Here is a 16,957-nt window from a genome sequence, read left to right as displayed (position 1 = left end):
AATGGAAGAAATACTAAAGATTGTCAAAGAAGATCAAAAATCTCAAAACTCAGCTCACTACATCAAAGACAGGCTCCAAAAAGGGCTTCATACTTTTATCGGGCACGAATCTTTCGGCGGTCTGTTGCTTTTCTTTTGTGTCGTGCTTGCCCTGATTGTAGCAAACTCCGAATTTTCTAATATTTATTTTGGGATTTGGCAGCTTGAATTTGGAGGATTTATTGGAAATAAAAATAGCGGAATTACATTCCTAAGCCTTATCAATGATATTTTAATGTCATTTTTCTTCCTGATGGTCGGATTAGAGATGAAACGTGAGGTTTTATATGGAGAACTGGCTGGCTTTAAAAAAGTCGGATTTTCAGTATTTGGAGCTTTAGGAGGAATGGTTATTCCGATTTTAATTTATGTTTTCTTCAATTACAACACCCCTTCAGAACACGGATTTGGGGTAGCTATGAGTACAGATACTGCATTTGCACTAGGTGTGATTTTGCTTTTGGGCAAACGTGTCCCTTCTGTAATCAAAATCTTTCTAGTTACGCTCGCAGTCGCTGATGATTTGGGTGCAATCAGCGTTATTGCCCTATTTTACACCAACACGCTCAATCTAGGTTGGCTATATGTCTCTCTTGGACTTATTTGCGTACTTATCTATCTGAATTACACCGATACAAAATACCTCTCAAGTTATATGGGTGTAGGAGTTTTGCTCTGGATTGCAGTTCATAATAGCGGTATTCACGCAACAGTAGCAGCTGTAATTTTAGCTCTGAGCATCCCAGGAAGATCCAATATTACCAAAACGTATTTTATGAATATGATGGAAGAATGGAATAAAATCAATTTTATGACCAACAATGGCAGAGAAATACACACCGAACAAGATGAAGAGAAATTGGGATTTTTCGCCTCATCTTGGAAAAACATTAAAAATTTCATCAAATCCAGCGAAGATGCCGAAAAAAAAATAGATATGGAAAAAATCAGCCAACAAGTCCATATGCTCGATACTATTGCGAAGTATTCCAAATACGCCCAAAATCCTCTAATTCGAATCGAAGTAGCTCTTCAGCCTTTGTGTGCCTATTTTATTGTTCCTCTTTTTGCATTTGCAAATGCAGGGGTAAGAATCAACTCAAGTGTCGAATTCAATATTGATGGGATTTTTTGGGGAACAATTTTGGGACTTGTGGTTGGAAAACCCATCGGAATCATTCTTTTTACTTATCTAAGTGAGAAATTCAATCTTTCAATTCGCCCCAAAGGACTTAGCTATGGCCATATCCTTGCAGCCGGTTCGCTAGCTGGAATCGGATTTACAATGTCAATGTTTGTAGCCAATCTTGCTTATAGCAATCCCGCTGCAATAGACGTATCAAAAATTTCAATATTATGTGCCTCTCTGATATCTGTTATATTGGGAGTTATCTTGATGTTTTTAAGTACAAAATCAAATAAAAGGATAGATGATGAATAATTTGGAAAAATCTGCCCAAGTCAGCCTTGCAAATGTTTTTTTAAATTTTATCAAAAGCGAATCTTTCGGAGGAATTTTTTTATTTATCAGTGCAGTTTTAGCAATGATTGTAGCAAACTCTCCTCTAAGCTCATATTATTTTGAATTTTGGCACACGGATTTTGGTTTTCGCCTTGGTGAATATTTTATTGGATTTTCAATCCACGATTGGATCAATGATGTTTTGATGGCACTATTCTTTTTGATGGTAGGATTGGAAATCAAACGTGAAATCCTCTTTGGAGAGTTGGCAGGGTTTAAAAAAGCTGCCTTTCCTGCAATCGCAGCCATTGGAGGAATGATTGTTCCAGGACTTATCTACTATGCTCTAAATGCAGGTACGGATTCTTATCACGGCTTTGGTATCCCAATGGCAACTGACATTGCATTCGCACTAGGTGTGATTTTACTTTTGGGAAAAAAAGTTCCCATAGCATTGAAAGTATTCTTAGTTACGCTCGCAGTCGCTGATGATTTGGGTGCAATCGCAGTCATTGCAATTTTTTATACAACGGGGCTAAAACTGGGTTGGCTCATAGGCGCAGCAGCTATTATAGCAATCTTGATTGCTATGAACAAAATAGGGATTAAAAATCTCATTCCTTACCTAATTTTAGGTATTTTTCTCTGGTTTGCTATCCATAACAGCGGCATTCACGCCACCATTGCCGCAGTCATCTTAGCCTTTACAATCCCCATCAAACCTGCAAAACAAAGAAAAAATTTTTCAAATTTAATTAAAAATCTCGGCGAATCTTTTCGACTCAAAACGCAAGAAACTCAAAACTTACTCAATGAAGAACAAATCAACATTCTATATTCGATTCGAAGCGAAACAAAATCCATTCAAAGCCCGCTGGGAAGACTAGAGCATATGCTACAACCTTGGAGTGCTTATTTCATTATGCCTCTCTTTGCATTTGCTAATGCTGGGGTAAATATCGGAGGCGAAATCCACTTTGATATCGATCATATTCTCTTAGGGGTCATTTTAGGTCTTGTAATCGGAAAACCTTTAGGTATTTTTATCGTCACTTTTCTTTGTGAAAAATTAGGGATAGCCGCAAGACCCCAAGGAGTCAGCTGGGGACATATCTTGGGAGCAGGAATGCTTGCTGGGATTGGATTTACAATGTCAATGTTTGTTTCAAATCTCGCATTTTCCCATCCTGAATCAATGGAGGTATCAAAAATAGCCATTTTATTGGGATCACTCACTTCAGGAATTATTGGAGTGATTTATCTGACCCTCCTTGGCAGTTTTAAAGCTAAAGAAAATTAAATGAAAAAATGATAAAATACGCCCAAATTTCAATGCAAAAGGATATTTATGCAAAATTACAAAGAACTCCTAACATCAGTATTGCCTCTTGTGGTGCTGTTTGCAATCTTTTATTTTTTTATCATTCGACCCCAAAGAGTGCAACAAAAAAAACATAAAGAAATGCTTACAAATCTTCAAAAAGGGGATAAAATCGTAGCTCAAGGTGGTTTTATCTGTGAAGTTATCAAGCCTGAAGATACTTTTTTTACCGTAAAGATCAACGATGAAACCATAGTAAAACTAGCCAAAGAATACGTTGCTTACAAACTTGATGATACAAATTCGAAGTAATTTTATATGAAACAAATACTCAACCCAAGATTGGTGATTTTTATTCTTGCTATCATCTTTGGGGTCGGTTTATCTTTGCCCTCTCTTTTTCATATCAAAGGTCCCCAAATTAGTCTTGGACTCGATCTGCAAGGAGGTCTAAATCTTCTTTTGGGCGTTAAAACGCAAGAAGCTATCAAAAGTAAATATTCTTCCATCGCCTCTTCCATCAACTATGAAGCCAAAAAATCAAATATTTTGCTTGATGGCATTCATTCTGATAGTGAAAGTGTGACTTTTGATCTAATAGATACTGATGAAGCTAGTAATCTCTCTGATATATTAAACAAACTTGATGGGATCAAAATCGAATCCAATAACAATCACTATATCATCACCTTAACCCCACTCGAAGAAGAGACTATTAAAAAAAATGCGATTTCTCAAGCCATAGGAACTATTCGTAATCGACTCGATCAATTTGGTCTAGCAGAACCAAGCGTCACCCAACAAGGAAAAGAAGATATTTTAGTCCAACTTCCCGGAATAAAAACTGCTGAAGAAGAGCAAAGAGCTAGGGATCTCATTTCAAAATCTGCGCATTTACAGATGATGGCTGTTGATGAAGAGAGAAATGCACGGGTACAAACAATGACAGATTTGGAAGCTCAAAAATATGGCGATGTGATTTTACCTTTTGCAAACACTGCAGAAGGTGGGGAGAAAATTCTTCTCAAAGCCGTTCCGATTCTAGATGGAAATATGCTTACAGATGCTAAAGTCGTTTATGATCAAAACCATCAGCCTGTAGTCAGCTTTAGCCTAGATTCTCAAGGAGCTAAGATTTTTGCGGACTTTTCGGGAGCCAATGTCAATAAAAGAATGGCCATTGTTTTAGATGGAAAAGTTTATTCTGCTCCTGTAATTCGGGAGCGAATAGGCGGGGGAAGCGGACAAATCAGTGGGGGATTCAGCGTAGAACAGGCAAGTGATTTGGCTATCGCTTTAAGAAGTGGGGCATTATTGGCTCCTATGCAAGTCTTAGAAAAAAGAAGTGTGGGTCCAAGTCTAGGTCAAGATAGCATTAAAGCTTCAATGATAGCCCTTGCAAGTGGTTTCATACTAGTTGTAGGCTTTATGATTGTTTATTACTCAATGGCAGGAGTGATTGCTTCTGTAGCGTTGATTGTAAATTTGTTTTTAATCATTGCAGTAATGGCAATTTTTGGAGCAACACTCACGCTTCCAGGAATGGCAGGAATCGTATTAACCGTTGGAATGGCTGTAGATGCCAATATTATTATCAATGAACGTATCAGAGAAGCTCTGAAAGCAGGAGAAAATATTGTTAGGGCGGTTCATTTAGGCTATATCAATGCCTCTAGGGCTATTTTTGACTCTAACATCACTTCTTTAATCGCCTCAATCTTGTTGTATGCTTATGGAACTGGAGCTATCAAAGGATTTGCGATTACTACAGGAATTGGGATCATTGCCTCAATCATCACAGCAATCATTGGTACGCAAGGTTTTTATCAAGCCATCCTTCCAAAAATTTCCAAAACCAAACACCTTTATTTTTGGTTTGGGATCAATAAAAAGGACTAAAATGGAAATTTTCAAAAAAGTCAAGATTTTAGATTTTGTAAAGTATTCCAAATACGGGCTTATTCTTTCTATTTTTCTCACCATCGGCGCATTTGTTCTTTTATTTACCAAAGGCTTTACTCCCGGTATTGATTTTGCTGGTGGCAGTGCCGCTCAAATCAGATACGAACAGAATGCTCCGATTGAAAAAGTCAGACATCTTCTTGAAGCAAACCCTCAATTTAAAGGTGTTCAAGTCAGTGAATTTGGCTCTAAAAACGAAATCTTAGTTAGGATTCCCTATACCCAAACAAGTGCAGACGGCAATCTTGGATCTGAAATTACAAAGCTTTTGGAATCCACAGGAAAATTTGAGATTCGCAAACTTGATACAGTAGGTCCAAAGGTTGGAAACGAATTGAAGCAAAAAGGCATTTTATCCCTTTTGCTTGCCACTTTGGCAATAATGATTTATGTAAGCTTTCGCTATGAATGGCGTTTTGCCCTAGCAGGTATCGTGGCTTTAATCCACGATGTCATCATCACCGCAGCCTCCGTAATCGTTTTTGATATTGATCTGAATCTAGAAGTGATTGCTGCATTGCTGACTTTAATCGGGTATTCTATCAATGATACAATCATTGTATTTGACAGGATCAGAGAAAAAATGCTCACACAGCGCACAAATAATATAGAAGAAGTCATTAACGATGCAATTTCAAGCACCCTTTCACGAACTCTATTAACTTCTCTAACTGTATTTTTCGTGGTTTTGACACTTTATTTGTTTGGGGGTGAAATTATCGTAGGTTTCTCTTTACCAATGCTTATAGGCGTAGTTTTTGGGACTTATAGTTCAATGTTTGTAGCACCAAAATTAGCAATCATTTTTGGGTTTGATATACAGAAATATCACGCCAAAGAAATAAAAAAAGCCAAAAAAGCTCAAGAAAAAAAACAACTGCGACAAATGTATGAAAAAGGTCGAGTTTAAGGAGAATATATGGATTGGGGTAAAGTAATTTTCATTTTTTTTAGTCTGGGAAGCCTGACTTCTACGGCGGGATTTTTATGGGATCCTAACATTGTGGTTTTATTCATTGCGCTAGCTTTAAATCTTATTTCGACAACTTTAAAAATCGGCGTAAAAAAACAACTCTCTTCCGAACTTTTGGCAAGTTCGCTCGTGGCAGACTTTCATTTAATCCCTGCCTTTATCTTTCTGCAAGTTTTAGATAATCTGAATATCGCCTACGTGCTTATTATAGGTGCTTTGATTGCAAATATTTTTTCTCTAGCTCTCTTGCTTATAGAAAGTGCAAAAACAAACGATTCAGACTATTAGGAGAATAAATGGATACGCCGTATGAACCGCTTGAAATAGAAAAAAAATGGCAGGAATTTTGGAAGAAACAACATACTCACGAACCCTCAGATGATTTTTCCAAGCCCAAAAAATATATTTTAAGTATGTTGCCCTATCCTAGTGGCGCGATTCATATGGGACACGTGAGAAACTATTGTATCGGTGATGCAATAGCCCGATTTTACAGAAAAAACAATTACAACGTCTTGCATCCGATGGGATTTGATGCCTTTGGTATGCCTGCTGAAAATGCTGCCATTAAACACAAAACACACCCCAAAAAATGGACTTATAGCAATATTGAAAATATGAGGAAAGAACTCTCGAGCTTAGGATTTTCTTTCAGTGCTGATAGAGAATTTGCAACTTGTGATAAAAACTATACCAAATGGGAACAAAAATTTTTCATTGATATGTGGGAAAAAGGTTTGATCTATCGAAAAAAAGCCTACTTAAACTGGTGCCCCAATGATAAAACCGTATTAGCAAACGAACAAGTTATTGATGGAAAATGTTGGCGCTGCGATACAGAAGTAGTTCAAAAGGAAATGGATCAATATTATTTTAAAATCACTGATTATGCTGAGGAACTTTTAAACGATCTAGAAATGCTTGAAGGCAAATGGCCATCCCAAGTCTTATTGATGCAAAAAAATTGGATTGGCAAATCAAGAGGTTTGAGCTTTAGCTTCAAATTGAATGAAAAAAGCCAAGCCCTCGCCTTAACTAAAGAAATAGAAGTTTTTACAACCAGACCCGATACAATCTATGGAGTCACTTACTGCGCTTTAGCACCTGAACACCCCATTGTTAAAAATTTACTCGAAAAAAATATTTTAGACCAAGAAAAAGTTTCCAAAATTATCAAAATGCAAAATGCAAGCGCAAGAGAAAGATCTATGAGCGAGAAAGAAGGCGTGGATTTGGGTATTTGGGTTATTCACCCCCTCACGCAAGAAAAACTACCCGTATGGGTAGCAAATTTTGTCTTGATGGACTATGGAAGTGGAGCAGTAATGAGTGTACCCGCACACGATGAAAGAGATTTTTTATTTGCAAAAAAATACAACCTTGCAATCAAAGAAGTCCTTGAACCCTCTGATTCAAATCAATCCCAACTCCCATATATCGGGGAAGGAAAACTTAAAAACAGCGGTGAGTTTAATGGTCTTATTGCCCAAGAAGCACGGGATAAAATCATTTCGTATTTTGAAAATTCAAATCTTGGAAAAGCCATCATCAATTACAGATTGAAGGATTGGGGTATCTCGCGACAACGATATTGGGGAGCACCTATCCCGCTTGTCCGTTGTCAAAATTGTGGTCTTGTTCCTGAAAATGAAAAAAATCTCCCAGTATCCCTACCCGAAGACATTACAATTGATGGAGAGGGAAATCCTTTAGATAAGCACCCCTTATGGAAACACTGCAAATGCCCTCAATGCGGAGGAAATGCAATCAGAGAAACAGACACTATGGATACTTTTGTGGAATCAAGTTGGTACTTTTTGCGATATACAACCCCGCGAAATTTATGGGATAAGCAAGCCTTTGATCCTAAATCTTTGGAATATTGGATGGATGTAGATGAATATATCGGGGGTATTGAACACGCAATTTTACATTTACTATACGCTAGATTTTTTACAAAAGCCCTCAGAGATCTAGGATATATAAAATCGAATGAACCTTTTTTGAATCTACTTACACAAGGAATGGTACTTAAAGACGGAGCAAAAATGAGCAAATCCAAAGGTAATATCGTCGATCCAAACAATATTATCCTTAAATATGGAGCAGATACAGCTAGATTATTCATTTTATTTGCCGCACCCCCAACCCGTGAGCTTGAATGGAACGATAGTGCCATAGAAGGGGGATATCGGTTTATCAAACGTCTTTGGGAAAAAAGTAAAAATGTCACTCCCTGTCAAAACATTCCCCAAATCAAACAAGATGAACTTGATGAAAAAGAAAAGATAGCAAGAAGAAAGGTTTATGAAGCACTGATTAAATCAAATGATATTTTCGACAAAAAACAAAGCGGTTACGCATTCAATACACTTATTGCCTCTTGTATGGAAGCTTTAAACGCATTAGGAACACAAACCAATCCTTTAATATGGACGGAGGGATATTTTATCTTGCTCAATGTCCTTGAACCCATTATTCCCCATCTTTGTTGGGAACTTAGCCAAAAATACTTCAATCTCAAAAATATGTCTCAAATCTCTACCAATCAAGAAGCGCTTGAAATACAAAAAATAACCTTAGCTATCACCATCAACGGAAAAAAACGTGGCGAAATTCAAGTCGCTCCCGACACGAATGAAAAAGAAATTTTGGAAACCTCTAAAATTGCTGTCCAAAAATGGCTTCAAGATGCTTGTATTGCAAAAGAAATCGTTATTCCAGGCAAAATCATAAATTTTGTCATTAAATAATGAAAAAAATTATTTTTATCAGTGTCCTCATTTTATTGAACGCTTGTGGGTATCTTCCAGCTGCTTACTATGCTCAAAAAGTTTTGGGGGACAGTATTTATGTAAAACTCATTGTCAATCTCCCCAACCCAGAAAACTCAGTGCAATTTAAAGACTCTTTGAATAGAGCTGTGATTTCAAGATTTCAAAATAGACTCGCCTCACAAAAAGAAGCTGACTCAATCATTACGATTGAAATCACAAACGTAACCGATACTTCCATAGCCACTAATGAACAAGGTTTTACAACTTTTTATCGTGCTACTGTATTTGTAACCTTTACCTATACAAATAAAAAAGGTGTTTCTAAATCTTTCAAAAACAACGGCTACTACGATTATGCCGTATCCTTAGAAAATCCTCTCATTACATATGATAATCGCTATTATGCCATTGAGCAGGCAACTGATCAAACTATAGACAAATTCATAACACAAGTTTCCTATCAGGGTAAATAAGTATAATATTATCAACATATTAAATTCACTAGGAAACTTGATGTTAGACTTTAAATCTCGAATTGAAATAATTTTTAAAAAAATTGACAGATTCTCCAATCTCTCTCAAACAGAATATGTTGAACTTGTTAGTAAAGAACTTCGAAGGCAAAGCTTCTTCATTGAAGAAGAGAATTGGCTTGAAAAATACGCGAGTTTGCTGAGTCCAAACATCAAAAATCTTTTTGAATATAACATCCATACTAGAGATGAGTTTATCCGACGTTTGATTATGTATCTCAACATTGCCGATAACTCTTCAAGCATATCAAATTTCCCAGATCAAACCAATATTCTTTCAGCCATCCTTATAAAAATTCTTTACGAGGTTTCAAGCGAACGCCTTAAACAAGAAAAACCAAATCTTTTTGCTCAAAAAAATCCAAAAAATTCTGAAGAAATGGAACAATTAATCAATGCTTGGAGTGAAGTCGTTCAAGATGAAGAGCATTTAAAAATTCAAAAACAAATTTCTTTAATCATTGCCAAACTAATCCAACCTTGCATTTTAGACTTCAATACAGAAATCAAAGAAATTGTTCAACTTTTAAATACAACCCCTCAATCCATTACCGACTCAAGTGTCTTAAAAACGTTGGAGGAAATCTCAGAACATCGAGATAAAGACTGCAAGCTTTTAAGAAGAAGCAGCAAGGAAATTGGGAAAAATGCTAGCGAAGTCCTGATGGAAATAGAAAACGCAATCTTAGACAACAATGAACACATTAAAGAAATTGCAAAAATCAGAAAATCCATAGTAAAGAGAGAAGAAAATTTTGAACAAGAAAAGGAAACCTTGATAGACATCGCAGATATTTTACACAAAAAAATTATCAATATCAATTCAATATTGAAAAATAAAGAGGAAAAAATAAAACATCTTTATGATGAAATCAATACCCTTTCTCTTTATATCAAAACTATCGAAGAACAATCCAAAATGGACAGCTTAACTGAAGTATATAACAGAAAGCATATCGATAATATTGCCGAAATATGCGAAAGACAATTTCAAACCGACTCAATCAATTATTCAATTTTGTTTTTTGACATCGATAACTTTAAGAATATCAACGACATTTATGGCCACACTGCGGGGGATAAACTGCTTGCAATCTTTAGCAAAATACTCAAAAAAAATTGCAGAGGGAGCGATATTGAGGGAGATATGGAGGGGATGAATTCTTAATCTTAATGCCTGGAACAGATTTGGAAAAAGCCAAAGAATTTGCCAAACGCATTTGCAAAACCATAGAAAAAAGTAATTTTGTCTTTAAAAATAAAAAAATCAAAATCACTATAAGCATCGGAATGACTGATAGAATTTCCCATAAAAGCAAATATGATATGATTGATTGTGCAGATAAATTTCTCTATAAAGCCAAAAATATGGGGAGAAATCGAGTCGAATGGGAATAATTAGCTTAAAAAAATTTTTAGAATCCAAAGGAGCCGAATACGCTCCATTTAACCCTCAAAGAGCAAAGATTATCCACGAAAATCTTATCCCTCATTTGAAAGACAACTCAAGAAAAATTCATATTGTCGGAACAAATGGCAAAGGAAGCACGGGTAGATTCATTACTCTTGGTCTTTTGCAGGCAGGCAAAAACGTATTGCATTTCACTTCCCCACATTTGTTTGATTTTAACGAACGCTTTTATAAAAATGGGCATATCATTTCTGATGGAGAGCTTGAAGAAGCACATAGATTTTTACAACAATTTGATTTTATCCAATCTTGCAGTTACTTTGAATACGCAACATTTCTTGCAGAAGTTTTATCTCAAGATAGCGATTTTTTAGTTCTTGAAGCCGGACTTGGAGGCGAATACGATTCAACAAGCTGCTTGAAACGTGAAATTTCAGTTTTTACACCCATCGGTTTAGATCACCAAGAAATCCTAGGCAATACGATTGAGCAAATTGCGCTTACGAAACTCAACTCAATGTCCCCTATTGCGTTTCTAGCCCATCAACCCTCATTGATTGTAGAAGAAATTGCCAAATCTGTCGCCCTAAAATATAATGCCAAGCTCCATATCATCCCTAAAATACTTTCTGAAGAAACACTTTTTTATGCCTCTAAGCACAATCTAGCAAATTTTTTAGCCCAAAACTTCCAAACCGCTTCAAATGTTCTTAATTATCTCGGATACAAAATCAATCCAAATTCATTTCCAAAACTTGATTTAATGGGCAGATGCCAAAAAATCGCCCCTAATATCACTCTTGATGTAGGTCATAACGAGCAAGCTGCCCAAGAACTCTTAAAAGTTTTTAGCCATAAAAAAATAATCCTAGTGTATAATACCTACAAACAAAAAGACGCAAAAGCTATACTTAAGATATTGATGCCCATCATAAAAAAAATCTTGATTATAGAAGTTCAAAATGACAGAATTATGGAAGAAGACAAACTCAAAAGTATCATTCAATCTTTAGGCATAACTTTTGATCGCTTCTGTCAAAAAGACATCTCAGAAAAGGAAGAGTATTTAGTCTTTGGGTCTTTTAGCGTAACTAAACAATTTCTAGAGGAGAAGGCGTGCAGGACAAACTTGTCATTACCATCGTAGATGAATCTGGTTCTAAACAATTTCGCCTGCCAAAAAACGCAAAAAAAATCATTATCCTATTTTGCATCTTCTTAAGCATTATTATTCTTTCAAGCATCTTATTGATGAAATTTTTAATGCAAAAAATTGACGAAATTGCTCTCAATAAAAATATAGCCCTCTCAGAATATAAATATATTTACCAAAAAAATAATCTACTCAAAGACCAAATCAAACAAAAAAGCCAAGAACTAACGATTGTGAGTCAAAAAATCGGTGATTTGGAAAATATTGTCGATCTGAAAAAAAATACCGATAAAGAACCTTCCGTGTATGAAAAAATTGATTTAGATGATCTTTCTTCTTCTCAAAAAAACCTTATTTTAAGTCTCATTCCAAATGGAGAACCCCTAACCTCATATACATCTAAAAATTCAAGTTCTCAAAGACTGCATCCGGTTAAAAACATCAAAGGAGTTCCCACAGGCTACGACTTCAGTGCACCTGAAGGAACCCCTGTTTATGCGACTGCTGATGGAGTTATTGATCTCATTCGTAACAATTCCAACATCGGTTATGGAAATTTAGTTAAAATCACCCATTCTTTTGGATTTAGCTCTATTTATGCCCATTTGGAAAAATCCGTAGTCAAAAAAGGCGATTTTGTCCAAAAAGGACAAATCATCGGTTATAGCGGACATAGTGGGAATTCTAATGGAAACACTCTTTATTATGAAGTCAGATTTTTGGGAAAAATCCTAAATCCTGCCATTTATACTGCTTGGAATGCAAATAATTTTGAAGAAGTATTCAATAATGATTCTTCAATAGATTGGAAAAATCTTTTTTGGGCTATTGGAGATATTATCCAGCTCCAAAGCTACAAGCTTAGTTATCAAATGAATGATCTACCATATTTGGATGAGAAAAAATGATTCTAGATAAAAGATTGGTTCTGATGGTCACAGATCAAAATGGTAGCCGTCATATCAATGTCAGTATGATTTTTCGCCAACTCAGTCTTTATTTCTTGCTTTTTATTCTGGGAATTGTTCTGTTTTTAGGCATCTCTATCAGCGCTTTTAATTCAGAAATCAAAGATATCAACGCCAAAAGTATTTTGATAGGCGAACAATATCAAAGGATGATTAAAAAAAATTCTTATTTGAATGAACAAATCAATCAACGCCTTGAAGAAATTGCACTTGCCGGAGATAGGATCAATGATTTGGAAGGTGTTATCGGGGTCAATAAAGAAGAATATGAATCAGAAAAAAATGACGATCTTCTGACACGCATCGATTTAGCTAGCATCACAGGAGCACAAAAAGCGTTTGTAATGAAATTCATTCCCAATGGCCGACCTCTGGATCACTACCGCAGAATTTCGGCAGAATTTGGAAATAGAATGCATCCTATTTTGCATATTCTTCACAAACATACAGGTTTAGACTTCAGCGCCCAAATCAATACGCCCGTCTATTCTACGGCTGATGGCGTTGTGGATTTTGCGGCAAATGGTTGGAATGGAGGTTATGGGAAACTTGTAAAAATTTCTCATTCTTTTGGATTTAAAACTTACTATGCTCATCTCAATAATATTGCAGTTAAAAGCGGGGAGTTTGTAAAAAAAGGTCAAATTATTGCCTATAGCGGAAATTCAGGAGTGAGTACAGGACCTCACTTGCATTATGAAGTTCGCTTTTTAAACCAACCTCTCAATCCGATTAATTTTGTAAAATGGGATATGAAAAATTTTGACTCTATATTTGAAAAAGAAAGGAAAATCGCATGGCAATCTTTGCTAACGACAATAAACAACCTAATGGGACAGGAAAAATGGGACCAGCAACAATTATCGCTCAAGGAACAAAATTAAAAGGTGAAATTCACATCGATTGTCATTTACACATTGATGGAGAATTTGAAGGCAACATCCATTCAAAAAACACCGTTATGATTGGTAAAACTGGTCTTGTAAGTGGAGAAATCTATGCACAAAAGCTTATTGTAAGCGGTAAATTCAATGGAACTACAGAATCTGAAGTTGTTGAAATTCTTCCTTTGGGACGCATTGATGGCAAAATCATCAGTTCTGAACTTGTGATTGAACGAAAAGGTATTTTTATGGGGGAAAGCAAAACCAAACAAAATGCAATGGAAAAACCTCAAAAAATCTCAAATAAATTGAACAATGATACAATCTAGCCTTTATCACGCTTTTTTAAAAGGCTTTAAAAACACTCTTTTAATCACAAAAGATCTTAAAGAAGCTGCCCAAGCCTATGAGGTCGCCAAATATTTTAAAGGTTCTTTTACGCCCATTTTACTGCCTGAACTTCGGGCAAAAATGGGCGATGATATGCGATCGTTTTCAAGTGAATTTATGGAACTTCTTTCAAAACTGCGTGACTTTTATACTTCACCAAACCCACTTTTGATTGCTCCGATTTCTACCTTACTCTACCCGCTTCCAAGCATAGAACTTCTTAAAACCTTTGAACTCAAAAAAAACACTTCGATTCAAATTTCAGAATTAAAAAAGAAACTTTTTTATTATGGATATGAAAATGTTGATATTGTAGAAATGGAAGGCGAAGTGAGTTTTCGAGGCGATATTATGGATATTTTCATTCCTTCTTCCAAGCCTTATCGAATCAGCTTTTTTGATGCAGAATGCGAAAGTATTCGTGTCTTTGACCCAAGCACTCAAATCAGCGTTCAAGAAGAACAAGATTACTGCAACATTCCCCCTGCAATTTTTAGCCTTGATGAAGAGAAATTTCAATCTTTAAATGAGCAAGTTACCCAATCAGAATTCAATACTTTTAGCAAAGATATCGCCTCATTGGGTTTTTGGTATCTTCAAGAATACGGGATCAACTTTATCAAAACTTACGATGCCATCATCACTCAAGAAGCCCTTAGAGAAGCTGAAGAAATCTATGCCCTTGAAGAGTCTTCCCCTTTAAAATTGCAAGATTTCCAAGCTTTGAAGATCTTAAGCACTCCTGATGATGGGAGCATAGATATTGCTACTGATATAAAAAATCTAAACTCCATCATTGCGCTAAATGCAAACAAAAAAATCACGATTCTTACAAAAAATCAAGAATTTTTAAAAAATCTCGGGCTTGATGGCGACAAATTTGAAAGTGTGCTATCTGAATGCGTTATCAATATTTCTACACCCAAAGAACTCATCATTTCTCTAAACACTTATCCCAAACCTCAAAAGCACAAAAAATCCCGTCTAGGACTTGATGAGCTCAATATCGGGGAATATATCGTTCATAACGACTATGGGATTGGTATATTTAAAGGGATCATTCAAGCAAACATTCTTGGAAGTATGAGAGATTTTATCCGCATTGATTATCAAGGGGAAGACAGACTTTTATTGCCAGTAGAAAATCTCCACCTCATAGATCGATACATAGCTGGTAGCGGAAATGTGCCTATTGTCGATAGACTAGGCAAAGGAAGTTTTGCAAAGCTGAAAGAAAAAGTTAAAGTCAAATTATTTGAAATTGCTGACAATATCATCAAGCTTGCCGCCAAACGCAATCTGATTGAAGGCAAAAAAATTAACACCAATCTCCCTGAAATAGAAATGTTCAAAAATTCGTGTGATTTTACACTCACACCCGATCAAGAAAAAGCTATCGCAGACATTTTTACAGATATTTCAAGCGGAAGGGCGATGGATAGACTTCTAAGCGGGGATGTGGGTTTTGGTAAAACTGAAGTTGCCATCAATGCAATGTTTGCCGTTTATAAAAACGGCTATCAATCTGCTCTCATTGTCCCCACAACCCTATTATGCAACCAACATTTCAATACTCTCAAAAATAGATTTGAACCTTTTGGGATTAAAGTTGCCAAGCTTGATCGCTTCATCAAACCCACACAAAAAAATCAAATCCTCAAAGGATTATTAGAAGGAAGTATTGATGTGATCGTAGGAACGCATTCTCTTTTAAATACGCGTTTTAAAAATCTCGCTTTGATGATTGTAGATGAAGAACATAAATTTGGGGTGAAGCAAAAAGAAACCATCAAAGAATTGAGCAAAGACTTACATTTTTTAAGTATGTCTGCAACACCCATTCCCCGAACGCTTAATATGGCGCTTTCTCAAATCAAAGGAATGAGTACGCTTTTAACCCCTCCGATTGAAAAAATACCAAATAAAACATTTTTAAAAGAAAAAACTCCTGCTCTCTTAAAAGAAATCATTCACAGAGAACTCAGACGAAACGGACAAATTTTTTATATTCACAACAATATCGCCACCATCACAAAAGCCAAAGAAGCGATTGAAGAATTAATCCCGAAATTAAAAATAGCCATTCTGCATTCTCAAATCGACTCCAAAGAAACCGAAAATATTATGATTGATTTCTCTGAAGGAAAATATCAAATGCTTTTATGCACATCCATCATCGAATCAGGCATCCATCTTCCAAACGCCAATACAATCATTGTCGATGGAGCTGATAAATTCGGTTTAGCAGACTTGCACCAACTCAGAGGACGCGTGGGACGTGGCAACAAGGAGGGCTTTTGCTATTTCTTAATCAATGATAAAAAATCCATCACACAACAAGCAAGCAAACGTCTCTTAGCTTTGGAAAAAAACTCTTATTTGGGGAGTGGGGCATCAATTGCTTATCACGATCTTGAAATCAGAGGGGGCGGGAATTTACTTGGACAAGATCAAAGCGGTCATATCAAAAATATCGGATATGGACTTTATCTGCGAATGCTTGAAGAAGCCATCAACCAGCTCAGTGGCAACCAATCTCAAACAAATGCTGGTGTCGAATTAAAATTAGGCGTAAGTGGTTACCTCAACCCTGAATTAATTCCAAGCGATCGCCTCAGGCTTGAACTTTACAGAAGACTTTCATTATGCAAAGAAATTTCACAAGTCTATGAAATCGAAGAAGAAATCCAAGATAGATTCGGGAAACTTGATGCGATGAGCTTACAATTTCTCCAAATCATTACCATCAAAATCTTGGCAAATTCTCTTCAGATTAAAACGCTTTCAAACTACGCCCAAAATATTTCAATCATTGATGCACAAGATACAAAAGAATGCATCCAAGCCCCAAGCAAAGACGATGATGATATTTTAAATGCGATTTTAGAGCATTTGAGAAAAAAACAGGCAAAATCGAACTCTTAAGTAAATCGCCATAGCCTTATAAAAATTTTTATTATCTAAAAATATTTTTAGATAACTCCTTATATACCTTTTCTATCTTCAAACAAACTATTAATTTACCTTTCAGCAAAAATATGTTTTAATTTTTAAAATTTATACATAAAGGTTTCAAATGAATAA

General features: G+C 35.8%; 15 protein-coding genes. All 15 read left to right on the top strand.

Annotated features, from left to right (window positions below; genetic code table 11):
• The first annotated feature begins 1 nt into the window (after nucleotide 1).
• The 15 genes from nhaA (BKH41_RS05305) to mfd are packed head-to-tail and all read left to right on the top strand — an operon-like array spanning nucleotide 2 to nucleotide 16,798.
• Nucleotides 2-1,480 carry a Na+/H+ antiporter NhaA gene (gene nhaA, locus BKH41_RS05305; RefSeq protein WP_095297715.1) on the top strand — a complete coding sequence of 493 codons (1,479 nt, stop codon included), beginning with the start codon at nucleotides 2-4 and terminating at the stop codon, nucleotides 1,478-1,480.
• A complete protein-coding gene (nhaA, locus tag BKH41_RS05300) occupies nucleotides 1,473-2,801 on the top strand; it encodes a sodium/proton antiporter NhaA (protein ID WP_095297713.1) in 1,329 nt (442 codons plus the stop codon). Before nhaA (BKH41_RS05305) ends, nhaA (BKH41_RS05300) begins: the two co-directional genes overlap by 8 nt.
• Nucleotides 2,802-2,849: 48 nt before the next feature.
• Nucleotides 2,850-3,134 (top strand): preprotein translocase subunit YajC, encoded by a 285-nt coding sequence (gene yajC, locus BKH41_RS05295; RefSeq protein WP_095297711.1) that lies wholly within the window; start codon nucleotides 2,850-2,852, stop codon nucleotides 3,132-3,134.
• Nucleotides 3,135-3,140: 6 nt separating this feature from the next.
• Entirely contained in the window at nucleotides 3,141-4,721 is a 1,581-nt protein-coding gene (gene secD, locus BKH41_RS05290; protein ID WP_095297709.1) for a protein translocase subunit SecD, read from the top strand.
• Nucleotide 4,722: 1 nt separating this feature from the next.
• Nucleotides 4,723-5,694 carry a protein translocase subunit SecF gene (secF, locus tag BKH41_RS05285; protein WP_095297707.1) on the top strand — a complete coding sequence of 324 codons (972 nt, stop codon included), beginning with the start codon at nucleotides 4,723-4,725 and terminating at the stop codon, nucleotides 5,692-5,694.
• Between the two features lie 9 nt (nucleotides 5,695-5,703).
• The gene (locus tag BKH41_RS05280; RefSeq protein WP_095297705.1) at nucleotides 5,704-6,045 is read left to right on the top strand and encodes a DUF6394 family protein; all 342 of its coding nucleotides are present in this window, start codon (nucleotides 5,704-5,706) and stop codon (nucleotides 6,043-6,045) included.
• Nucleotides 6,046-6,053: 8 nt separating this feature from the next.
• Nucleotides 6,054-8,510, top strand: coding sequence for a leucine--tRNA ligase (gene leuS / locus BKH41_RS05275; protein WP_095297703.1), 2,457 nt, complete (start codon nucleotides 6,054-6,056; stop codon nucleotides 8,508-8,510).
• Nucleotides 8,510-9,007 carry an LPS assembly lipoprotein LptE gene (gene lptE / locus BKH41_RS05270; RefSeq protein ID WP_095297701.1) on the top strand — a complete coding sequence of 166 codons (498 nt, stop codon included), beginning with the start codon at nucleotides 8,510-8,512 and terminating at the stop codon, nucleotides 9,005-9,007. Before leuS ends, lptE begins: the two co-directional genes overlap by 1 nt.
• A 40-nt stretch (nucleotides 9,008-9,047) precedes the next feature.
• On the top strand, nucleotides 9,048-10,235 hold the full coding sequence (locus BKH41_RS10225) for a GGDEF domain-containing protein (protein ID WP_095297699.1): 1,188 nt from the start codon (nucleotides 9,048-9,050) through the stop codon (nucleotides 10,233-10,235).
• A 5-nt stretch (nucleotides 10,236-10,240) separates the two neighbouring features.
• Nucleotides 10,241-10,465: a diguanylate cyclase gene (locus BKH41_RS10220; RefSeq protein WP_095297697.1), complete on the top strand. Its 225-nt coding sequence runs from the start codon at nucleotides 10,241-10,243 to the stop codon at nucleotides 10,463-10,465.
• The gene (locus BKH41_RS05255) at nucleotides 10,456-11,625 is read left to right on the top strand and encodes a Mur ligase family protein (RefSeq protein ID WP_095297694.1); all 1,170 of its coding nucleotides are present in this window, start codon (nucleotides 10,456-10,458) and stop codon (nucleotides 11,623-11,625) included. The genes BKH41_RS10220 and BKH41_RS05255 overlap by 10 nt, the downstream gene beginning before the upstream one ends.
• Entirely contained in the window at nucleotides 11,595-12,539 is a 945-nt protein-coding gene (locus BKH41_RS05250) for a M23 family metallopeptidase (protein ID WP_095297692.1), read from the top strand. Before BKH41_RS05255 ends, BKH41_RS05250 begins: the two co-directional genes overlap by 31 nt.
• Nucleotides 12,536-13,483 (top strand): M23 family metallopeptidase, encoded by a 948-nt coding sequence (locus tag BKH41_RS05245; protein ID WP_095297690.1) that lies wholly within the window; start codon nucleotides 12,536-12,538, stop codon nucleotides 13,481-13,483. Before BKH41_RS05250 ends, BKH41_RS05245 begins: the two co-directional genes overlap by 4 nt.
• On the top strand, nucleotides 13,396-13,812 hold the full coding sequence (locus BKH41_RS05240; RefSeq protein WP_095297688.1) for a polymer-forming cytoskeletal protein: 417 nt from the start codon (nucleotides 13,396-13,398) through the stop codon (nucleotides 13,810-13,812). Before BKH41_RS05245 ends, BKH41_RS05240 begins: the two co-directional genes overlap by 88 nt.
• Complete coding sequence (gene mfd, locus BKH41_RS05235; protein WP_095297686.1) at nucleotides 13,799-16,798, top strand: transcription-repair coupling factor; 3,000 nt, start codon at nucleotides 13,799-13,801, stop codon at nucleotides 16,796-16,798. The genes BKH41_RS05240 and mfd overlap by 14 nt, the downstream gene beginning before the upstream one ends.
• Nucleotides 16,799-16,957: the final 159 nt, after the last annotated feature.

The organism is Helicobacter sp. 12S02232-10, assembly GCF_002272895.1.
In the GTDB taxonomy this organism is placed as follows: Bacteria; Campylobacterota; Campylobacteria; order Campylobacterales; family Helicobacteraceae; genus Helicobacter_J.
This window is presented reverse-complemented; position numbering and strand designations above follow the sequence as displayed.